At 26.9% G+C, this 22,512-nt stretch carries 21 protein-coding genes, 1 tRNA gene, 2 riboswitches and 1 other annotated feature; of the genes, 21 read left to right on the forward strand and 1 reads right to left on the reverse strand.

The window, feature by feature from the left end; all coding sequences use genetic code 11:
* The first annotated feature begins 94 nt into the window (after positions 1–94).
* From EJJ37_RS13075 to EJJ37_RS13085, 3 genes are all read left to right on the forward strand, one after another.
* Positions 95–598 carry a GNAT family N-acetyltransferase gene (locus EJJ37_RS13075; RefSeq protein WP_133016026.1) on the forward strand — a complete coding sequence of 168 codons (504 nt, stop codon included), beginning with the start codon at positions 95–97 and terminating at the stop codon, positions 596–598.
* Between the two features lie 118 nt (positions 599–716).
* Positions 717–1,958 carry a hypothetical protein gene (locus EJJ37_RS13080; RefSeq protein ID WP_133016027.1) on the forward strand — a complete coding sequence of 414 codons (1,242 nt, stop codon included), beginning with the start codon at positions 717–719 and terminating at the stop codon, positions 1,956–1,958.
* A 244-nt stretch (positions 1,959–2,202) separates the two neighbouring features.
* Entirely contained in the window at positions 2,203–2,574 is a 372-nt protein-coding gene (locus EJJ37_RS13085; RefSeq protein ID WP_133016028.1) for a hypothetical protein, read from the forward strand.
* 74 nt (positions 2,575–2,648) lie between these two features.
* Here EJJ37_RS13085 and EJJ37_RS13090 read toward each other — a convergent pair whose 3' ends face one another.
* Complete coding sequence (locus tag EJJ37_RS13090; RefSeq protein ID WP_133016029.1) at positions 2,649–3,305, reverse strand: hypothetical protein; 657 nt, start codon at positions 3,303–3,305, stop codon at positions 2,649–2,651.
* 365 nt (positions 3,306–3,670) lie between these two features.
* Positions 3,671–3,922, forward strand: a binding site (T-box leader).
* Positions 3,923–4,194: 272 nt separating this feature from the next.
* On the opposite strand from EJJ37_RS13090, the gene EJJ37_RS13095 reads away from it, so the two are divergent.
* From EJJ37_RS13095 to EJJ37_RS13180, 18 genes are all read left to right on the forward strand, one after another.
* Positions 4,195–4,497, forward strand: coding sequence for a hypothetical protein (locus EJJ37_RS13095; RefSeq protein WP_420808544.1), 303 nt, complete (start codon positions 4,195–4,197; stop codon positions 4,495–4,497).
* Complete coding sequence (locus EJJ37_RS13100; protein WP_133016031.1) at positions 4,490–4,942, forward strand: phosphoribosylanthranilate isomerase; 453 nt, start codon at positions 4,490–4,492, stop codon at positions 4,940–4,942. The genes EJJ37_RS13095 and EJJ37_RS13100 overlap by 8 nt, the downstream gene beginning before the upstream one ends.
* 10 nt (positions 4,943–4,952) lie before the next feature.
* A complete protein-coding gene (trpB, locus tag EJJ37_RS13105) occupies positions 4,953–6,137 on the forward strand; it encodes a tryptophan synthase subunit beta (protein ID WP_133016032.1) in 1,185 nt (394 codons plus the stop codon).
* Positions 6,130–6,900 carry a tryptophan synthase subunit alpha gene (trpA, locus tag EJJ37_RS13110; protein ID WP_133016033.1) on the forward strand — a complete coding sequence of 257 codons (771 nt, stop codon included), beginning with the start codon at positions 6,130–6,132 and terminating at the stop codon, positions 6,898–6,900. The genes trpB and trpA overlap by 8 nt, the downstream gene beginning before the upstream one ends.
* 88 nt (positions 6,901–6,988) lie before the next feature.
* Positions 6,989–7,423: a PIN domain-containing protein gene (locus EJJ37_RS13115; protein WP_133016034.1), complete on the forward strand. Its 435-nt coding sequence runs from the start codon at positions 6,989–6,991 to the stop codon at positions 7,421–7,423.
* A gap of 79 nt (positions 7,424–7,502) precedes the next feature.
* A riboswitch (glycine riboswitch) is annotated at positions 7,503–7,588 on the forward strand.
* Positions 7,589–7,591: 3 nt separating this feature from the next.
* Positions 7,592–7,667: riboswitch (glycine riboswitch) on the forward strand.
* Between the two features lie 54 nt (positions 7,668–7,721).
* The gene (locus EJJ37_RS13120; protein ID WP_133016035.1) at positions 7,722–8,330 is read left to right on the forward strand and encodes a trimeric intracellular cation channel family protein; all 609 of its coding nucleotides are present in this window, start codon (positions 7,722–7,724) and stop codon (positions 8,328–8,330) included.
* A gap of 184 nt (positions 8,331–8,514) precedes the next feature.
* Positions 8,515–8,589: transfer RNA gene (locus tag EJJ37_RS13125), tRNA-Cys, on the forward strand.
* Between the two features lie 140 nt (positions 8,590–8,729).
* Positions 8,730–9,212 (forward strand): cupin domain-containing protein, encoded by a 483-nt coding sequence (locus EJJ37_RS13130; RefSeq protein ID WP_133016036.1) that lies wholly within the window; start codon positions 8,730–8,732, stop codon positions 9,210–9,212.
* 234 nt (positions 9,213–9,446) lie between these two features.
* Positions 9,447–9,839, forward strand: coding sequence for a hypothetical protein (locus EJJ37_RS13135; RefSeq protein WP_133016037.1), 393 nt, complete (start codon positions 9,447–9,449; stop codon positions 9,837–9,839).
* Between the two features lie 122 nt (positions 9,840–9,961).
* On the forward strand, positions 9,962–11,839 hold the full coding sequence (locus EJJ37_RS13140) for a hypothetical protein (protein ID WP_133016038.1): 1,878 nt from the start codon (positions 9,962–9,964) through the stop codon (positions 11,837–11,839).
* Entirely contained in the window at positions 11,839–12,774 is a 936-nt protein-coding gene (locus EJJ37_RS13145) for an ABC transporter ATP-binding protein (RefSeq protein WP_133016039.1), read from the forward strand. Before EJJ37_RS13140 ends, EJJ37_RS13145 begins: the two co-directional genes overlap by 1 nt.
* Before the next feature lie 2 nt (positions 12,775–12,776).
* The gene (locus tag EJJ37_RS13150) at positions 12,777–13,661 is read left to right on the forward strand and encodes an ABC transporter permease (protein WP_133016040.1); all 885 of its coding nucleotides are present in this window, start codon (positions 12,777–12,779) and stop codon (positions 13,659–13,661) included.
* Positions 13,662–13,665: 4 nt separating this feature from the next.
* Complete coding sequence (locus EJJ37_RS13155; RefSeq protein ID WP_133016041.1) at positions 13,666–15,252, forward strand: pectinesterase; 1,587 nt, start codon at positions 13,666–13,668, stop codon at positions 15,250–15,252.
* 44 nt (positions 15,253–15,296) lie between these two features.
* On the forward strand, positions 15,297–16,280 hold the full coding sequence (locus tag EJJ37_RS13160; protein WP_133016042.1) for an AAA family ATPase: 984 nt from the start codon (positions 15,297–15,299) through the stop codon (positions 16,278–16,280).
* Positions 16,281–16,283: 3 nt separating this feature from the next.
* Entirely contained in the window at positions 16,284–17,168 is an 885-nt protein-coding gene (locus EJJ37_RS13165) for a DUF58 domain-containing protein (RefSeq protein WP_133016043.1), read from the forward strand.
* An 11-nt stretch (positions 17,169–17,179) separates the two neighbouring features.
* Entirely contained in the window at positions 17,180–18,970 is a 1,791-nt protein-coding gene (locus EJJ37_RS13170) for a vWA domain-containing protein (RefSeq protein WP_133016044.1), read from the forward strand.
* Between the two features lie 13 nt (positions 18,971–18,983).
* Positions 18,984–21,782: a VWA domain-containing protein gene (locus EJJ37_RS13175; RefSeq protein ID WP_133016045.1), complete on the forward strand. Its 2,799-nt coding sequence runs from the start codon at positions 18,984–18,986 to the stop codon at positions 21,780–21,782.
* Positions 21,783–21,846: 64 nt separating this feature from the next.
* Positions 21,847–22,389: a dihydrofolate reductase family protein gene (locus EJJ37_RS13180; RefSeq protein WP_133016046.1), complete on the forward strand. Its 543-nt coding sequence runs from the start codon at positions 21,847–21,849 to the stop codon at positions 22,387–22,389.
* The last annotated feature ends 123 nt before the right edge of the window (positions 22,390–22,512 follow it).

Consider the following 22,512-nt stretch of genomic DNA (forward strand, 5'->3'; position numbering starts at 1 on the left):
TTATTTAAGGGGGATACTTTAATCCCTCTTTTGTTATATAATAAAAGAGTAAATATATAGTAAAAAAATTAATATTATTTATTAAGGAGTATATATGAAGTTTAGAAAGACAACTATAGAAGATATAAATAATGTAATGAATATAATAAATGAAGCAAAGGAATACTTCAGAAAAAACAGAATAGATCAATGGCAAAATGGATATCCAAATAGTGATACTATACATACAGATATTAAAAATAATAGCAGTTATATATTAGAAAGTGAAAATAAGATATTAGCAACAGCAATGGTTTCATTTGAAGAGGATAAAACATATAAGAATATATATAATGGAGAATGGTTAAATAATGGAGATTATGCTGTTATACATAGAATCGCTGTTAGTGAAAGTTCTAAAGGAAATGGGATTGCATCTACGATAATTAAAAAAGTAGAAAATTTATGTAAAGAAAATAAAGTAAAGAGTATAAAGGTAGATACTCATAAAGATAATATTTCGATGCAAAAGTTACTTAAGAAAAATGACTTTAAATATTGTGGAATAATATATTTAGAAGATGGAAGTGAAAGAATAGCTTTTGAAAAAATAATATAAAATATTTACTTAAAAGAAATATAAGAATTATGTAACTATTTTGTAACTTTATAGCAGAGTTTAGTGGTATAATATATTTATAAATATATTAATCTAAAAAAAGATAGTAGGATAAAGCATGGAGAGAGAAAAGTTTAAATTAGATGAAATAGTAAGAAATAAAAAAGAATTGTTAAAGATAATTGCAGAAAAAGAAATTCAGATAGAAGATCAAAAACTAAAACTACAATTAGCTAATGAAGAAATAGAAAAAATAAAAATAGAGCTAAAAGAATTAAAAAAAGATATTAGTGCTTCTATTATAGATAGAGTTGATAATCAATTAGAAGAAAAAAAGAGTAATACTTTTAGAAGGATTAATGAAAAAGAGAATAATATTTCTATAGAGCTTGTTGAAGTAGAAGAAAATAAACAGATATATGGAAATGATCCTATAGATGAAGAGAAATTTTTAGAAGAATCTATAAATAAGATCATGGATGAAGTAGAAAATTATAAAGAGAAACAGAATACTAATGAAATACTAGCTGAAGAATTAGTAGTGAATAGTATTGAAGACAAGGAAAAGACTGAAGATAAGTTAATATTAATAGAAAATTTAAAATTAGTGTTTATAGAAAATAATAATTATAAGTCTATAGAGATTTTAAATGAAATATTAGGTAACATAAAGTTTATAGAAAATAATATAACAGATGAAGAAAAAATATTACTGTTGTATTTAGGGTATTTCTACAATAAATTAGAGGAGCTACTTAAAAAAAGTGAAGTAATAAATGAATTTTATTATTCGGATATTAATGAAATAAATTTATTAATTATGTTAATAGAAGAAAAAGAGTATTCTATATATCAGCAAGTAAAAGAAACAGTTTTAATGAAAATAATAGATAATAAGAAATTATTCAATGGATTAGATACAATTTTAAGAGGTAGAATAATAGATAAAATTAAGAATGTTTCATATAAGGTTTTTGATGGAGTATATTCTATTAAAGATATAAAGCAAGGCCAAGAAAGTATAACTTTAAAGGCATGGGTTAAAGAAAGAGATAAGGAAAACTATAAATTAGTTGAAGGTTTATATTGCAAGGATACAGAAAAATTATATATGTTAGAAAGTTCTATCTATGTATTGGGTCTGAATATTAAATATTTAATGGACGATGAATCTCAAACTCAAAACATAGAAAAAACAGAGGAGATTTCTGATAATAAGCAAGAAGAAAACTATAAAGTTAACAATCTTAAAGAGAAATATGAGAAAAATGATGAATACTATATAGATGATGAAGAGGAAGATGATTCAAATATATGGACAAGATTAAAAGGAAAGTTTAGATTAAAGTTAAAAAAATAAAAAATATACTAGAACTCTATTTCCTAATTAATATTTTTAATTAGGAATAGAGTTTTATAAAGAAAAATCAGTAAAGGTTTACAAGGGAGGCGGGTGATATTGTACAATAAAAATAAAAAAACAATATAAATTAGAAAAAATTATGATGTTAATAGAAAAATTAATAATATTTAAGAATAAATTAAGAAGATTGTAACCAAATTGACAAATTGATTAATTAAAATATTTATAGAGGTGATTTAATATGGAAAAAAGTTTACAATTTGTAGATTCATATCATGAGAAAAATTATATTGAACTAGTTCAAAATTTTATGGGAAAATTAAACAAAGATTTATATATAGTATTAAAATTATTAAGTATTAACGAAGTTTATATAGTGGCTAAGGAATATATAGTAGGAACAAAGATAATGTTTAAAGAACTATTAAATGATACAAGAATAGTAAGTACATCAAGGTTTTTAGTTGAATTAGCATACAGTTTTTTTACAAAACAATTTTCAGTCAAGGAGATTTCAAGCACAAAAAAATTAAATTTTGATACAAGAAATTTTATAATAAATATAATAAACTATTATTCAGAAGTAGATAAAAAATCAGATTCTTGTGCATAATAATTAATATTTAAAGGTAACTCTTAGTAGTGAATAGAGTTACCTTTTATTTTTTACTTAATACTTTAAATTAATTATTTTATGATATAAGAGCATGTATCTGAAGAGCTATCCCCTAGTTTAACAACAAATTCAGTAACATTTTTAGGCAACGTAATAACTGTTTTTGTAGTTCCAGAATCATTAGATTGTAAACCTTGAGATTGTTCAAAGTTCATAGTTCTTAAAGGGTAGTTATCATCACTAGTGTTAATAGTGCTTCCATCTAGGTTATAAATTTGAATTCCAACATGAGATGATTGGCCTTGGTTAGTATATTTAATGCCATCAGGTAGTGTTGTTGTATATTCTATGATTACATATTCAAGTGAATCATTTACTAGTTTAGGAATTTTAGATGTAGGATTAGTTGAATTATAATTATCAACTACCTTTTGAGCATTTTCTCCTCTAATAACATTATCTAAAGTAATTGTAACTTTATCTTGTGATATTTTATCATTGGTATCAATAATATTTTTAGAAACTATAGTACTATCTCCAATTGATAAAAACTCATCAGATGAAGTATTATTTTCCTCTTTTCCTTTTCTTTCTTCTTCAGATTTCATTTCTTTTAATGTTTCAGTAGTAGTATAAGTTCTTATAGATGAGCTTCTATTTGAAGAGCAGCCTACAGCAAGTGACATTACAATAATAGATAAACATAATATTCCTATTTTGTGTTTCATAATAATACCTCCATATTTATAAAATATTCATATAGCGTATTAATTATAATCCTGAAGCTTTATAAAGTATATTAATGCATTAACTCGAAAAAAGAAGGAAAATAAAGAAACATAGAGTTGGTTTTGTATTATAATAATTTAAGTTTATATATGTACTATTTTAAGAAGTTTAAATAAATATCATTTTAAATATTTATGGAAACGTAAACAAATATGGAATATTAATCAAAAATGAATATTTTTATACTTTATTTACCTTTAAATCCATTAAAATTATTAAAAATGAAAATAAATCCATTAATAAAAATAAATGGGAAAATATTGATTTATATTACAATATATGGTAATATAAATAAAAATAAAGATAAAAACCGTTGAAGTGGAGATAAAAATAGATCGTGCACTTACAGAGAGTTTGGATAGCTGAGAGCCAAGCAGAACGCAGCCTATTAAATGGACCATTGAGGGCATGGTGAAAAGAATTTTAAATTCTTAGTATTCTATGACGTTTGACATACGTTAGTTGTCTAGGATATGTTAGTATCCGAATAAAGTGTACGATTATTTCGTAAATCAAGGTGGCACCGCGGGTGTAGTATATTCTGCCCGTCCTTGACAGTAAATCAAACTGTCAAGGACGGGCTTTTTTATTTTCTTTGGCAGGAGATATTAAATTTTTAGGAGGGAAATATGATTTATCCAAGTTTAGAAGAAGTAAAAAAATTATAAAAAATGATGATTATAAAGTTGTTCCTATAAGTATGGAATTATATGCAGATATAAAAACTCCTATTAAAACTCTAAAGATTCTTAAAGGGATAAGTAGTAATGTTTTTATTTTGAAGAAATAATTGATAGTGGAAAAGCAATAAAGAAGCTAGAAGAATTTATCTTAGTTGAAGCACATGATGAAGAAGAAATCAAGATGGCATTAAGTTGGGGTGCTAGGATAATTGGTGTAAATAATAGAAATCTTAAAAATTTTACAGTAGATATTAATAATTCAGCTAGATTAAGAAAGTTTGTTCCAAAAGATATTATTTTCATATCAGAAAGTGGTATTAAAACTGCAAATGATATTAAGGACTTAAGAAAATTTAATGTAGATGCAGTTTTAATTGGTGAAACATTAATGAGAAGTGAAAATAAAAAGCAAGAGCTAGATCAGTTAAGAGGATATAAATATGAATAATATAAAAATAAAGTTTTGTGGTTTATTTAGAGAAGAAGATATTGAATATGTAAATAAATTAAATCCTGATTATATAGGTTTTGTTTTTGCTAAAAGTAAAAGACAAATAACCAAAGAAAAAGCTATAGGTTTAAAAAATAAATTAAAATCTAATATTAAAGTTGTTGGTGTATTTGTAGATGAAGATATTGAAAGCTGGAAAAATTCTTGTGCAGATTTTTTATTATTAGATAATGGACAAGGAACAGGAAAAACCTTTGATTGGAATAATATTAAAAATCTTAATAGAACATTTTTCTTAGCAGGAGGATTATCTATAGATAATATAAAAGAAGCAATTGAAAAAGTTTCTCCTATGGCAATAGATATAAGTAGTGGAATTGAAAGTAATGGTGTTAAAGATTATGAAAAAATGAAAGAAGTAATGAAAATACTAGAAAGGTAGGTAGAGAGGGATGAATAAAGGAAGATTTGGAGAGTATGGAGGTCAATATATATCAGAGACACTAATGAATGAACTTATTAATCTTGAAGAAAAGTATGAGTATTATAAAAATGACAAGGAATTTAATGATGAATTAAATAAACTATTAAATAAATATGCAGGAAGGCCATCTCTTTTGTATTATGCAGAAAAAATGACTAAGGATTTAGGTGGAGCAAAGATTTATTTAAAGAGAGAGGATTTAAATCATACAGGATCTCATAAAATAAATAATGTTCTTGGACAGGTGTTATTAGCTAAAAAACTAGGAAAAACAAGAGTAATTGCAGAAACGGGAGCAGGCCAACATGGAGTGGCAACAGCAACAGCTGCAGCACTTTTAGGATTAGAATGTGAGATATTTATGGGTAAGGAAGATACAGATAGACAAGCTTTAAATGTATATAGGATGAAGCTACTAGGAGCGAAGGTTAATGCTGTAACTAGTGGAACCATGACATTAAAAGATGCTGTTAATGAAACTATGAGAGAGTGGGTAAGCAGAATTGAAGACACTCATTATGTTTTAGGTTCAGTAATGGGACCACATCCATTTCCAACTATAGTAAGAGATTTTCAAAGTGTAATAAGTAAGGAGGTTAGGGAGCAAATACTTAAGGTAGAACATAAATTACCTGCAGCTGTTATTGCTTGTGTTGGGGGTGGAAGTAATGCTATGGGAATGTTCTATAATTTTATAAAAGATAAAGATGTACAGCTTATTGGGTGTGAAGCAGCAGGAAAAGGTGTAGATACAGCATTAAATGCAGCAACAATAGCTAATGGTACTGTTGGAATATTTCATGGAATGAAGTCTTATTTCTGTCAAGATGAAAATGGACAAATAGCACCAGTATATTCAATTTCAGCAGGATTAGATTACCCAGGGATAGGGCCAGAACATGCTTATTTAAATGATATAAAAAGAGCAAAATATGTACCGATAACTGATGATGAAGCAGTTGATGCTTTTGAGTATTTAGCTAAAACAGAAGGAATTATTTGTGCAATAGAAAGTGCACATGCTGTAGCTTATGCAAAAAAGATAGCAAAGAATTTTAGTAAGGATGAAAGTATTATAATTTGTCTTTCTGGAAGAGGAGATAAAGATGTTGCAGCAATAGCTAGATATAAGGGGGAAGAGATTTATGAGTAATATATATAAAGCTTTTGAAAATAAAAAAGCCTTTATAGGATTTTTAACTGCAGGAGATCCAACTGCAGAAAAAACTGTAGAGTATATTTTAGAAATGGAGAGAGCAGGAGCAGATTTAATTGAGATAGGAATACCTTTTTCAGATCCTACTGCTGAAGGAGTAGTAATACAAAATGCTAATATAAGAGCTTTAAATGAAGGAATGACAACTGATAAAGTTTTTGAAATAGTTAGAAAGGTAAGAGAAAAAAGTAATATACCTTTAGTGTTTTTAACTTATATAAATCCAGTTTATAAATATGGATATTATAATTTTTTTGAAAGTTGTAGAGAGGTTGGGATAGATGGGATTATAGTGCCTGATGTACCTTTTGAAGAAAAACATGAAATAGAAGATGTAGCTAATAAATATGGAATTGATATTATATCATTAATTGCACCTACTTCAGAAGATAGAATTAAGAAGATAGCTAAAGAGGCTAAAGGATTTATTTATGTTGTATCATCAATGGGAGTTACAGGTGTAAGAAGTGAAATTAATACTGATATAGGGAAAATGGTTCAGTCTATTAAGGAAGTTACTGATGTTCCTTGTGCTGTTGGTTTTGGAATTAATAATCCTAATCAAGTAAGGGAAATATCTGAAGTAGCTGATGGAGTAATTGTTGGAAGTGCTATAGTTAAAATTATTGAAAAGAATGGAGAAAATGTTAATGAAGAATTATTTAAGTATGTTAGTGAGATGAAGCATGCAATAGAATAGTTATATAGAATGCAAAACTTCATATTTTATATTTATATATACTTAATTATAATAAAAATAAGATTATGTTATAAAAGGAGAAGGACAAATGAAAAAATATTTATTAGATACTAATATAATAATTAAACTTTGGGATAAAAAAGATGATAAAAGTTTAGATAAATTATTAAAAGAAAATAAGATTCTTATATTAAGAGAAGTATTAAATGAATTATCTATAAAAGAAACAAAAGAGTATAGAAGAAAAGAAGTTTTAAGTGAAAGATTTTGTAAGCTGTTACCATATAGTATGGAAGTTGAAAAAGAAAATATAAGTGGTTTTTATATGGTATTTGATTATAAAACTAAAGATAAGTTTAATAGTAACAATTTATCTCAAAATGATTTATTACAGTTATATGCTTGTTATATTAATGATGACTTAAATTTAGTAACAGAAGATAAAGAATTATTTAATATTTCTAAATATATTTTAGGTAATAATAGAGTATTATCAATGAATGAATTAATAAATTTACAATAAAAATAAAAAAAGATAAGAGTATGTCCATTATAGATATTGAATTACTATAATGGATATATTATAATTTACAAGTATTTCGTTGAGGAATTTGGGAGATGCTGTTTAAATACAGAGCCGAAGGGGAAAGTGCGGCAAACTCTCAGGCAAAAGGACCAAATTTTGAGAAAACTCTGGAAAGCCCTATAAGGCACCGACGAAGCAATCTTAAATGTAGTAAGAGAATCTTTCAGGTAAAAAGACAGAGGCGCAATTATTTTAATAATTAGTCTTTATATATTAATGAAAAGGGAGGATTTTTTTGGACTACATTACAATTTTAGAGTATATCGGTGTTTTTGCTTTTTCCGTATCAGGAGCAATAGTAGCTATTGAAGAAGAGTTTGACGTTTTTGGAATATATATAATAGCTATAATTACAGCTATGGGTGGAGGAGTACTTAGGGATATTGTTACTAATGTAGGTGTACCAGTATTCTTTACAAGCTATATGACAATTCCATTTATTATTGCAGGAACTTTATTAGCTATATTTTTAAAAGGAAACTTAAAGTATAAGAATTTATTTACATTCATCGATGCAATTGGACTAGCTGCCTTTTTTGTATCAGCAGCAGTTAAAGCAATTAATAGCAATTATAATTTTATGTTATTTATATTTGCAGCTAGTATTACCGGTGTTGGTGGTGGAGTTTTAAGAGATATAATAACTAATAGAAAACCACAAATTTTTAAGCATGATGTTTATTGTGTTGCTGGAATTATAGGGGTAACTTTACTTTGGTTTATATATCCTATAATTGGAATAGAATCAGCACAATTTATAACTTTAATAATTATAGTACTGGTTAGAATGGTAAGTTATTATAAGACAATAAATTTACCGGTAGTATGTAAAGAAAGAGTATAAAAATAGGACTAATATTAAAATAATATGGGTATGAGAAAAGAGGTTTCTCATACCTTTTCTTTAAGAATAAATTGATAATTCAAAGGACCATATTTATGGCTCCTTTGTATTAAAAAATAATAATATAAAAAAATTTTAAAAAGTGTAGACATTTTAAGATAGGTTGTATATAATAAAAATATACGGCGCTATAGCCAAGTGGTAAGGCAGAGGTCTGCAAAACCTTTATTCCCCAGTTCAAATCTGGGTGGCGCCTCCAATAAAATTATTTATAAAAAAGGAATTCAAATTTGAATTCCTTTTTTTTGAATGGAAAAATATGAACTATGGATATGTAAGAGTTGGACAAGAATTCATTGATAGGGGAATAAAAAATCAATTTAAAGGGAGAGATATACAATGAAAAATGCAGAGTATTACATAAAAAATTTAGAAATGATACCTCATGTAGAGGGGGGATATTTTAAAGAATCATTTTTATCAGAAGATAATGTAAGAGAAAATAAAAAATTATGGAGCAGTATATATTTTCTTTTAAGAACAGGAGAAGTATCTAATTTTCATAGACTAAAATCTGATGAGTTATGGTATTATCATGATGGTGAAGCACTTACAATCTATATGATAACTCCAGAAGGAGATTTTATAACAAAACAACTTGGTACAGATATAGAGAATGGAGAATCTCCACAAGTCTTAGTTCCAAAGGGATATATATTTGGTTCTGCCATGAACAAAGAAGGCTTTTCTTTAGTTGGTTGTATGGTTGCACCAGCATTTGAATATGAGGAATTTGAATTATTTGAAAGGGAATATCTTTTAAATTTATATCCAAAGTATAAGGATATAATATTAAAACTTACGAGAGAGAAAAATAATTAGTTCAAATTATTTAATTTAAATAGAAAAACATTAAAAACTTATAATAATTAAAAGCTGTTACAAATATTAGAGATTTGTAACAGCTTTTTTATTGCTATATTTAATTATAAAAAAGCTGTTTTAAGGAATTTGTAAGAAATTATTAAGGTAAAATATAAGAAATTTGAAAATAAATAGGATAAAATATGATAGTATAGTGAATAGGGAAAATAATGTAAAATAGGGGGAAGATTAATGAAAAAAACAATAAGTAAAAGAATATTTACTGTAATTTTAAGTATTTTTATTTTGAGTTTAGTTATTCCAAATGTAAAAGTAAATGCAAGTAAAAATGACTCTAAGTATGACTTAACTATAAGTTATGGTATAGATGGTAAATATAAAGCTCTAAAATATATGCCAGTTACTGTACAAATAAATAATTTAGAGAAAGACTTTAATGGAGAAGTAGAGGTAAGAGTTACAAGTGATTCTAGTGGTGGTTATAATGCCTATTCCAAAGAAGTAAGTGCAAGTAAAGGAGAAAATATAAGTGTAACAATACCAGTAAAATTTTTAGACGGAAATAGTAATGGAGCTGTTTGTATAATAGAAAATGGAAAAGTACTATATGAAAAAAATTACTAATTTCATCAGGAAGAGTTAATGAAGGAAATGCTTTTACTGGTTTATTAACAGATGATCCTACAGCATTAGGATATCTAGGAAATATAACATATTTTGATTCAAATTATTCAAGTACAGGGAAAATGAATTGTGTTAATCTAACTGAAGATATGTTAGATGAAGATGGATTAAGCATAGATGGATTAGATGTAATAATAATTAATAATTATAATATGGCTAATTTAAATGATAATCAGTACAAGTCATTAAATAATTGGGTTAATTCAGGTGGAACATTACTAATAGGTGCAGGTGCTAATGAAAGTAAAACAATTAATAATATAAATAAAAGTTTTTTAAATATAGCTTCAAATGGAACTATGGAGCAAAGTGTTAAAACTGGTTCAGAAAACTTAAATTTAATATTATCACAAATTAGTTTAGAGGATTCAACAGTTATAGTTAATAGCAATGAAAATGAATTAGTATATTCTTTAGATAGAGGAGAAGGTAAGATTTTAATAACTGCCTTTGATTTAGGATTAGAACCATTTATTTCATCTAATGATGCAGCGATTATGTTACAAAATATATTAATAGAAACTTTTGACAAAATATATGAAGAAAATTATCAAGGTGGATATTATTCAACTTCCTATGAAATAAGTAATATATTAGGTAATATTCCCGTAGAGAATGCAGTAAGCCCATTAACTTTAGGAATAGTACTTGGGGTTTATGCAATTTTAGTTGGAATAGTTATATATCTTATATTAAAGAAAATGAAGAAAAGAGATTTAACATGGGTTCTTATACCTGCAACTGCAGTTGTGTTCACAGTAATGATTTATTTATTAGGCAGTAAAATGAAAATAAAAGATGTAATAGTAAATAGTGCAAATATTATATCTGTTGATGAAGATGGAAGAGGTCAAATAAATAGCTATATAGGTATAGCAAGTAAAAATAAAGAAAATATAAAAATAGAAAAAGAAGAAGATTTACAAATGCAATACTTGTCTAATGATTACTACTATTATGGTGATACAAATTACGATGCTAAAACTTTAAGAGTTAAAACAACATATACAAATGATAATTCTTATTTTACAGTTGCTAATAATAATGTGGCAGAAGTGAATAAATTTGAAATATCAGGAAAAGAAATTGTAATGCCTAAATTAGAAAATACTTTAAAAATTAAGAATGGAAATTTAGAAGGGACTATTAAAAATAACCTAGATGCAGATATTAAAAAGATTGTAATAGTTTCAGGAAAAACCGTTTGGGATTTAGGACAAGTAGCTAAAGGTGAAGAAATTTCAATTACTGATTTAAGAAGTAAGGGTTCTTCAGGACTTCAAGGTTATGCAAATTCTTTAAATGATGAATATTATCAATCAAGATGGGATGATGAAATAGATTCAAAAGATCCTAAGTTTAAAAATATACAAAGATATGTATCTTTACTTAATTTATTAGGATATACAGACTATTTAGGAACTACAACAAAAATTATTGCAATTACAGATTTACCAGTAGATTATAGTTTAAGTTTAGAAAGTAAATCAATTTCAAATTACAATTTAACAGCAGTAATACAAGAAGCAAATATAGACTTTAAAGATGAAAATGGAAATATTAGTTTTCCAGAAGGATACTTTAGCTATACAGTAAGTGAATTAGATAATAGAGTAGATTACGATTATTATAACGGTTATATTTATGGTGAAGGTGAAATTGTATTAGATTATAAAATTGATGATAACGTAGATATAAAAGAAATAAATATTGAGGCATTTACAGACCAGTGGGGTTATCAATATGGACTTGATGGAGATTACTATATTTACAATTATAATACTAATCAATATGAAGAGTTTAAATTAACATCAGGAAGTTATAAAGTAATAAATGATGGAAGCTATAGTTTAGATAACATAATAAAAATAAAAGTTGTAGCTAGCGAGAATAGAGATAATGCAGCTCCAAAATTAGGGATAAAAGGGGTGGAGAAATAGTGTTAGTTATAAAAAATCTTGAAAAATCATATGGAAATTTTAAAGCAGTAAAGGGATTAAACTTAGAAATAAAAAAAGGTGAAATATTTGGGTTTATAGGTCCAAATGGTGCTGGAAAAAGTACAACAATGAAAATTATTTCTGGACTTTTATCACCAGATAGTGGAGAAGTTTATGTAGATGGAATAGATGCTATAAAAAACAATAGGGCATTAAAAGATAAAATTGGATATATGCCAGATTTTTTTGGAGTTTATGATAACTTAAAAGCAATTGAATATTTAGAGTTTTATGCTTCAATATATGGAATTGTAGGAAAAGAAGCTAGAGATTTATCTATGGATTTACTTAAATTAGTTAATTTAGAAGATAAATATGATGCATATGTTGATGGTTTATCAAGAGGGATGAAACAAAGATTATGTTTAGCAAGATGTCTTGTTCATAATCCTGATCTTTTAATTTTAGATGAGCCAGCTTCAGGAATGGACCCTAGAGCTAGGTATGAAATGAAGGGAATACTAAGAAACTTAAAGGAAATGGGAAAAACAATTATAGTTTCTTCACATATATTACCTGAACTTGGAGAAGTATGTACTAATATAGGTATTATTAAAAATGGAGTAATTGTGTGCCAAGGAACTGTAGATGAAATAATGACAAGAGCTGCAGGGGCATCACCTATAGTATTTACAGTATTAACAAAGGAAGAAGAAGCAATTAAATTGTTAAAAGAGTTACCATATGTAGATAATATAAAAATTGATGGAAGTAAAATTACAGCTAATGTTATAGGTAGTGATGAAGATGTAGCAAATCTTTTAAAATATTTAGTATTAAAAGATATTCCAGTGTTAAATTACAGCAGAGCTGTTGGAAACTTAGAAGATGTATTTATTCAAATTACAGCAGATAGTGATGAAGAGGAGGCGTAAAAATGAGAGTGAATCCAGTTTTAAGAAATGAAAGTAAAATATCCGTTAGAAGTATTAAGTTTACTTTGATGATATTTGCTTATATAGCAGTTTTATCAGTAGCAGTAATGATTTACTATAGTTCAGTAAATGAAGCAATCTTTTCAAATGGATTATATTTAGAGTCATCAAAACTATTCTATGTTGTAATGGCATTAGGACAAGCGATATTATTGCTTTTCATAGTTCCAGCATTAAGTTCAACGGCAATATGCTCAGAAAGAGAAAAGCAAACTTTAGATATATTATTATCATCAAAATTAACTCCCCTTCAAATAATTATAGGAAAAGTTTCGGCTTCATCACTTAGAGTAATTATACTTATAATTTCAACAATGCCTCTTTATGCAATTGGAGCCATAATTGGTGTGGTTAAGATAAGTAATATTTTATCACTTATAGTATTTTTCATTGTTAACACAATATTTGTAAGCTCTATAGGTGTTTTTGTATCAACATATATTAAGACTTCAAAAGTATCAACTGCACTTTCTTATGCATTAGTACTATTTATTTATATAGGAATAATTGTTATTACCTGGGCAATACTTATGATAACTGTTTACAAAATGAGTATGAGTGGTAATACTTTAACAACAGTGCCTAAGGCATCTCCTATAGTGTACTTAAGTCCAGTAGTAGGCTTTGTAAGTTTATTATTAAATCAAGTTGGTTTAGGAATAGAGTTTAGTAGTATGTTTTCAGAGTTTGGAATAAGTATGCATTCTGAATACATTTCAATAGTAGTACAATTAGTACTTTCAGGATTATTTATATACTTAGCTTCAGTTAAACTTAATCCATTAAATAAGAGAAGTAGGTTTAAATCTAAAAAGGTAAAGGAGTAGGGAGATGAATTCTTTAGATAAAGCTATATTAGAGTTTATAAATAAAGCTTCTAAAAGAATTAAGGCAAACTTCTTATTAAATTTAAGCATAGTGGGATTAAAGCTTCTACTATGCTTAATCTTTAGTTTGCTATTAATATCACTTTTTATAACAATTCCTTATATTGAGGAAATTTGTATAGGAATATTAGTAATAGGATTAATAATTATTTTAGTTTATGGTTTTATAAAAGCTCCTAAAAAAGATAAAGTTGCTCTTATGGTAGATTCTAAAGGGTTACATGAAAGACTTATTACATCATTAGAACTTATAGGATGTGAAGATAATATATCAATAGCTCAAAAGAAAGATACAGTAGAGAGTATTAAAAAGTTTGATATTAAAAAAATAAAAATTAGTGTAGACAAGAAGCAAGTTTTATTATTTTTAGGTTTAATAATAATGTGTATTTTAATAATGCTTGTACCTAGTACAGCAAGAAAGGAAGCACAAAAAATAAGGGACTTTGATAAATATCAAAAATCAGTAATAGAAAAGGTTGAAAAAGAAAAGAAGGAAATAGAAAAGTCAGAAGATTTATCAGATGAGGAAAAGGAAGAAGTTAAAAAGCTTTTAGAAGATGCAGCAAAAGAGTTAAAGGAAAGTGAAAAAAAATCTGAAATAAATAAGACTTTAGAACGTTTAGAGAAAAAGCTAGAAGATAAAAAAGAAAAGTTGTCATCAGAGAAATCTAAAGAAGCATTAGAAAAGTCTAAAAAGAAATTATTAGATGACTTTAATAAGGAGAAAGAAGCTACAGCTAAAAAGGATGTAAACAAGTTAGTAAATGAGTTAATGAAGAAGGAAGAAAGTAAACCTTTAGCAGAAGCTATGTTAAGTGGAGATGAAGATGCTATAAATAAAGAGTTAGCAGAGATTCAAAATAAGTTAGGAAGTATGAGTAGCTCGGAATTAAGTGAGTTATCAGAAGCCTTAAAGAATGCTGCCTTGGATATGAGTGATGAAGAATTAGCAGAAGCTTTAAAAAATGCATCAAATTCAGTATTAGATAAAAAACTTGATGGAGAAAGTTTATCAAAGGCTATTTCAAAATCCATAAATAATAGTAATGGACAAAATACTAGTAGTTCAAGTCAACAATCATCAGGTTCTGGGCAAAATCAAAGTCAGGGCCAAGGTAGTGGACAAGGACAAGGCTCAGGAAGTGGACAGGGGTCTGGTTCTGGAAGTGGTCAAGGTCAAGGTGGATCAGGAGGAACAGGTTCTGGTTCAGGAGCAGGTTCAGGGTCTGGATGGAATACTGGTAGTACTGTAGGTAAAGAAAATGATTTAGAAAATTCTACAGGAGAGCAAATATATATTCCAGGAAGAAATGAAGGTAGTGATGAAAATCTTACTGGCAATAAAAATGATAATGGAAATTCACAAGAAATAGAAAGTCAAAATGGACTTAACATAGGCGGAGAAAAGGTAGATTATGATAAGGTAATTGGAGATTATAGCAATAGTGCATTAGAAGGTGCTAATAATAGCAATTTACCACAAAGTTTAAAAGATCTTATAAAAAACTATTTCGAAGGATTAAATTAAAAAAGTATTGAAGAAATTACTGAAAAAATTATGAGGTGATAAAGATGGAAATTAATGAACAATCAATTATAGAGGTTTCAAAGAAGATAAAAAGATGTGAAGAAGAAATAAGTAAAGGAATAATTGGTCAAAAAGATACAATTAGAAATGTTCTAATAGCTATTTTTGCAGAAGGAAATGTACTTTTAGAAGGTATGCCAGGTATGGGTAAAACACAATTAGTTAAAACAATAGGAAAGGTATTAGATTTAAACTTTTCTAGAATTCAATTTACTCCTGATTTAATGCCTGCAGACGTTGTAGGAACTAATATTGTAGTAAAGGAAAATGATAATACAGTATTTAAATTTGAAAAAGGACCTGTATTTACAAATCTTTTATTAGCAGATGAAATTAATAGAGCTACTCCAAAAACTCAATCTGCACTTTTGGAAGCAATGGGAGAAAAAACAGTAACTGTAGGTAAAACAACATATGAAATGCCAAAGCCATTTATGGTATTAGCAACTCAAAATCCTATAGAGCAAGAAGGTACTTATCCTCTTCCAGAAGCTCAACTTGATAGATTTTTATTTAAACTTAATGTAGAATTTCCTACTTTAGATGAACTAAAGGAAATCATGGATTTAACATTAACTAATAAAAGTATTGAACTTACTAATGTTTTAGAAGGAAATGAAATAATAGAACTTAGAAATATTATTAAGGAAATTAAAATTGCAGAACCAGTAAAAGAATATGCCTTAAAGTTAATACTTGCAACACATCCAGAACTAGAAAATGGAGCTGATATAGCTAAAAGGTATGTAGAAGCAGGAGCAGGTCCAAGAGCTGCACAAGGTATTATTGCTGGGGCAAAGGTAAGAGCAGTTATGGAAGGAAGATTAAATGTATCTTTTGAAGATATAAAAGAGCTTGCATACCCAGTATTAAGACATAGAATTATTTTAAACTTTGATGCTATAACTGAAGGATTAAATGAAGAAGCTATAATTTCTAAAATTTTAGAAGACTTAAAGGTAGTGTAAAAAATGAGTAAAAAGATGTTTAATGAGGACTTCTTTAAAAAGCTAAATAAAATTAATATGTATATAAATTTTAAGCTTATTGGAGGAACTCAAGGAGGAAGAAAATCAAAAGCAAAAGGTGTATCAGTAGAGTTCTCAGACTATAGAGAATATGCACCAGGTGATGATTTTAGAAGAATAGATTGGAATGCCTATGGAAGATTCGATAAATTTTTTATAAAAGTATTTATGGAAGAAAGAGAAGGTGTATTTAACTTTTTTATTGATAAAAGCAAATCTATGGATTATGGAAAAAATAATAAAAAAGATACAGCTTTAAAAATAGTAGCAGCTTTAAGTTATATTGCTTTAAATAATTTAGATAGAGTAAATATAAGTACAATGAATAATGGAGTAATAGAAAATTTAAAGACTGGTACTGGTAATAGGGGCTTTCAAAAAATATTAAGAGATTTAGAAAATATAACTTTTGATGGAACAACTGATTTAAGTGAAAGTATAAAGAAAAGACCTTTAAATTTAAGAGGAATATCTATTGTAGTATCAGATTTTTTAAATAATTCAGGATTAGAAAGTTTAGAAGCTGGGTTAAAATATTTGGCTTATAAAAAGCAAGAAATAATTTTAGTACAAGTATTATGTGAAGAGGAAATAAATCCAGAGTTTAATAATGAAATAACTTTAATTGATAGTGAAACTGGGGAAAATATAAAGCTTAGTGTTACACCATCATTAATAAAGGATTATAAAGAAACATTAAAAAAATACAATGACAGTATTGAAGCTTTAGCAAGAAAGTATGGTGGAAAGCTTATAACTGTTAATTCATCTATGAATATAGAAGAAATAATATTAAATGAATTTAGTAAACGAAAAGTATTGTATTAGGGGGAAAGAATATGGGCTTTACTAATTTATGGCCGTTATTTTTACTATTAACTATTCCTCCAGTAATAATGCTTTACATATTAAAGCGTAAATATAAAGAAGAAGTTATATCTTCATCTTTATTATGGAAGGAAGTATATAAAAATACTAGAGCCAATACACCGTGGGAAAAGTTTAAAAAGAATATAATGCTGTTACTACAGATTATAATTATTTTAAGTGTTATTTTAGCTCTTATGAGCCCTTTTATTAGCATAGGAGGAAAGAGCTATAAAAATGTAATAATGGTAATAGATAATACTGCTAGTATGAATACTATATATGATGATAGCAATAGTAGATTAGAGCAAGGGAAAACACTTGCTAAAGAGTATTTAAATAGTACTAAAGAAGGTACAAATACTTATATTATTTCTTATGATGGGACTTCAAATTTACTTTTAAATGGAGATTTTAATAAGTCTAATGCATCCTCTATTATTGATAAAATAACTAAAAGTTATGGCAGTGGTGATATAAGTGATGTAGTGTCATTTGTTAAAGCTATAGGTGATGGAATTGGAGAAGAGTATGAAGCATTAATTTTTACTGATAAACAAGTGGCTATTTCAGATATAAATGGGAGAATAGTTTATTTAGGTAATAGTGGATTAAATGCTTCTGTAGATAATGTTTCTCATAAATTTGTAGATGATAAAGTTAAAGTTATAGCTAATGTAACTAATAATGGAGATAGCTTATATGAAGGAGATTTCTCTTTATATAATGGTGAAGAATTAGTGGCAGTAGAAGGAGTAACTTTACAAGTTGGAGAAAGCAAAACTCTATCTTTCCAGTTAGATTCTTTAAATTCTGATTATTTAAAAGGTGAATTATCAAGAAAAGATATATTAATGGAGGATAATACTTATTATCATGTTGTTAACGAAAATAAAGTGAAGAAAATATTATTAGTTACAGATGAAAATATATTTTTAGAAAAGGCTTTTGGAAGTATTGAAAATACAGAAGTTTATAAAACTAATGATGTATCTAATATAACAGATAGTGATGAGTATGATCTTTATGTATTTGATAATAAAATGCCAGAAGTTATGCCAAGAAAGGGTAGTATATTATTTATAAATCCTAATTCAAATGAATTTTTCAATGTATTAGAAGGAGGAGAAATAGGTCAGGCTACAGCTGTTAAAGGATCAGTTTCTACTTATTTAGAAGATACACAATTTACATTATCAGAATATAACATAATAGAAACTCCATACTATGGTACTAATATACTTACTATAGATGATAATTCTATTGGATTTAAAGGTGAAATAAATGATAGAAAAATAGCAGCATTATCTTTTGATTTACATTCAACTGATTTTGCTCTTAAAAAGGAATTCCCAATTCTTATATATGAACTTGGAGAAGAATTAATTTCTACTGGAATGGTATATAGTAATAACTTTAAGGCCGGAGAAAAAATAGTAGTTAAATCTTCAGACTTTGAAAATGAAATAAATGTAACTTATCCAAATGGAGATATTAAAGGCTTAAAATCAGGTGAAGAAGTAAATGGGGAATTAGCTTTAGGTATATATAAAATAAATCAAAATAATAATAATGAAAGTTTCTCAGTAAACTTCCCAACTTCAAGTGAAAGTGATACTTCAGTAGAAACAATTGGAGAAAATGATAATATAGTTCATGGTAAAAGCAATTTAAAAAGTGGATTTAATTTAACACCAATATTTATATTATTAGCTATGTTAGTAGTTGCTTTTGAATGGATATTATACAAGAAAGGTAATTAGGAGGAGATAATAAATGAAATTAGATATAGGAAATTTATACTTTTTAATATTAATTCCAATACTTATCTTCTTTATTTACTATAGTGTGAAAAAGTTTAGAAGTAGCAGTAAAAATGATACTTTAATATTAATAAGTAGAATAGTAATTTTCACCTTATTATTGCTATCATTTGCAAATATAACAATAAGTATTAAGGGAAAAAATATTTCAACAGTATTTTTATTAGATGTATCAGAAAGTATTAGTTCTTTTAAAGATAGTGGGGAAAGTTTTATAAATAGTGCATTAGAGATAATGCCTAAAGGAAATAAAGCTGGAGTAATATTATTTGGTGATAATGCAAAAGTAGATAAGATTATAGATAACAAAGCTTCCTATAAGAGCTTAAATTCAAGTCCAGTTTCTACAGCAACAAATATTCAAAGTGCAGTAGAAACAGCAATAACATTATTTGAGGATGGTACATCTAAAAGGATAGTTCTTATAACTGATGGAGAAGAAAATAAAGGTGATATATTAAAATCAATTCCATTAATTAATGCGGAAAACATAGATTTAAAAGTATATAAGGTTAGTGGAGAAAGTGGTAATGAAATTTATGTGGACAATGTAACTATTCCAGATAATATTGCCATTGGAGAAGAATTTTCTGTACAAATAGATTTACAATCTAATTATTCTACATCAGCAAAACTTACTCTTTTTAGTGGAAGAGAAAAGGTTGGAGAACAATTAGTTGAAGTAAAAAAAGGTAGTAATTCATTTATATTTAGAGATGTTCAAAATAGCGGAGGTTTTAAAAGTTATAGAGTTACAGTAGAAGCAGAGGGGGATACTAATAAGGTAAATAACGAATATAGTGCTTATACTAATGTAGTTGATAAACCTAATATTTTAATAATAAATGGAGTAAAGGGGGATGCAACAGCTCTAGAAGAAATATTAAAAAATGGTGGAGCTAATATAAAAACTATTTCTCCAAATTCATCACCAAGCACATTAAATGAACTTTTAGAATATAAGGCAATAGTTTTAAATAATGTTTATAAGGATGATCTAACTAATGGATTTATGGACAATATAGAAAGTTATGTTAAAGACTATGGTGGTGGAGTTGTAACCTTTGGAGGAGAAGATTCTTATGCTCTTGGAGGATATAAAGATACAGCATTAGAAACTATACTTCCTGTAAATATGGATAAGAAGGGCAAAAATGAAGTACCTTCTATAAGTATTAATTTAATTATAGACAAGTCCGGAAGTATGAGTACAGAAGGTGGAGGGGTTAGTAAATTAACTCTTGCAAAGGAAGCTGCAATGAAGGCTATAGATAATTTAAGAGAGATAGATTATATATCAGTAATAGCTTTTGATGATACTTTTGATGTTGTAGTTCCAACTCAAAAGGTTACTGATAAGGATTATATAAAGGAACTTATATCAGGAATACAAATAAGAGGTGGAACATCAATATATCCAGCACTGGAAAAAGGATATAATCTTCAATTAGAAAGTGATGCAAAAATAAAGCATACTATTTTACTAACTGATGGACAGGATTCAATTCCTTATTCAACATATGAAGAACTTTTAAGTAAATTTAATAATGAAAATATAACATTATCAACAGTTGCAGTAGGAAATGATTCTAATTCAAATCTTTTAAGTGACTTAGCAACAGCTGGAAATGGTAGAAGCTATTATACTGATATTTATACAGATATTCCAAGAATATTTGCTCAAGAAGTTTTAATGTCTGTAGGAACTTATATAATAAATGAAGAATTTACTCCAAGTATAGTAAGTAACAATGAAGTATTAGCAGGTGTACAAACTTCAGAAGGAATTCCATCATTGCTTGGATATATAGGTACATCTTTAAAGGATGATGCAATTGAAATATTAAGTTCTAATAGAGATGAGCCAATACTTGCAGTAAGACAATATGGAATAGGGAAAACTGTAAGCTTTACAAGTGATATTGATGGAAGTTGGAGTAAAAATTATTTAACTTGGGAATATGGACCTCAATTAATTAAAAATATAGTTTATTATGCAATACCATCTTATGGTGAAGAGGGGAATTTATCTATAACTCAGGATGGAAATGAAGCTAAGGTTGAGTACTATAATGATAATGTTGATTCTAACACTAAAGTAACAGGTGTTTATAATGGAGAGGATGGTACACAAGGAGAGTTTACATTAACTCAAAGTGAACCAGGGAAATTTGAAGCTAATGTTCCACTAAGTGAGCTAGGATTTTATAATTTTAATATTAGACAACAAGATGGAGAAAATATAACTAGTACTTATAAAGGAGCCTTTGCACTTAAATATTCTGATGAATATAAGTTTAATACTAATTCAGTTAAGTTAGATTCTCTTATAAATGAAACTGATGGATCTTTTATAAATAAGCCTGAAGAAGTTTTTGAAGGAAAACTTGAAAAGGAATATAAGAAAATTAATTTAACTAATTTACTTCTTATATTAGCATTAATATTATTCTTATTTGATATAGCTTATAGAAGATTGAATTTAGACTTTTCTAAGTATATTAAGATAAATACTAGAAATAAGAAAAAGAAGGTTAATGAAAAGAGTTTTCTTAAGGAAGAGATAATAGTAGAAAAGGAAAGAAATGATATAAGGACTACTGATATATTCGATGATGATAATATAAAGGATAAAGTTAAGAAAAAAGATAAAAAGCCTAAGATAAAAAAGAAGAAGGAAGAAAAGCCTAAGGCTAAAACTCTTAACACTAGTGAATTGCTTAAAAAGAAAAATGATAGAAATGGTATATAATTAATTGTAGTATTAGCATTATCTTTAGTGGCTAAATAGTTAAGCCTTTGGAAGTGAGGTACAAATGAGAAAAGTAGTATTATATATTGCAAAAAGTTTAGATGGATATATAGCAGATTCTAATGGAGGTGTGGATTGGTTAACTGGTCAGGATGAAGAAAATACTGATCCAGGAAGTTATCCAGAATTTATTAAAACTGTAGATACTGTTATATTGGGTTATAAGACTTATTATCAAGTAACAACAGAATTATCGCCAGATTCTTGGGTTTATTCTGGGATGAAAAGCTATGTTGTTACAAGTAAAAAGATAGAAAGTACAGATGAAATTATTTTTACAAATGAAAATTTAGTTGACTTAATTTCTAATTTAAAGAATCAAGAAGGAAAAGATATTTGGATTTGTGGGGGAGCTTCAATTGCAAATCAATTATTAGAACTTAATTTAATAGATGAGTTTTATATATCAATTATACCTACAATTTTAGGAAGTGGTATTCGTCTATTTGAAGAACATAATAAAGAAATTAAGTTAGAATTAATTAATACTAGAAATTATAATGGAATAGTAGATTTACAATACAAATGTAGAAAGTCTATTGATTAAAAATTTTAATATAAAAACTGTCACAAAGCTATGTTTTGTGGTGGTTTTTATTTTTTATGCATTAATATTTATTTTTATTTAAAGTATTAGAAAATCAAAATCTATTAAATTAAAAAAAAATTA

Source organism: Clostridium cuniculi (genome assembly GCF_004353185.1).
Lineage (GTDB): Bacteria > Bacillota > Clostridia > Clostridiales > Clostridiaceae > Clostridium > Clostridium cuniculi.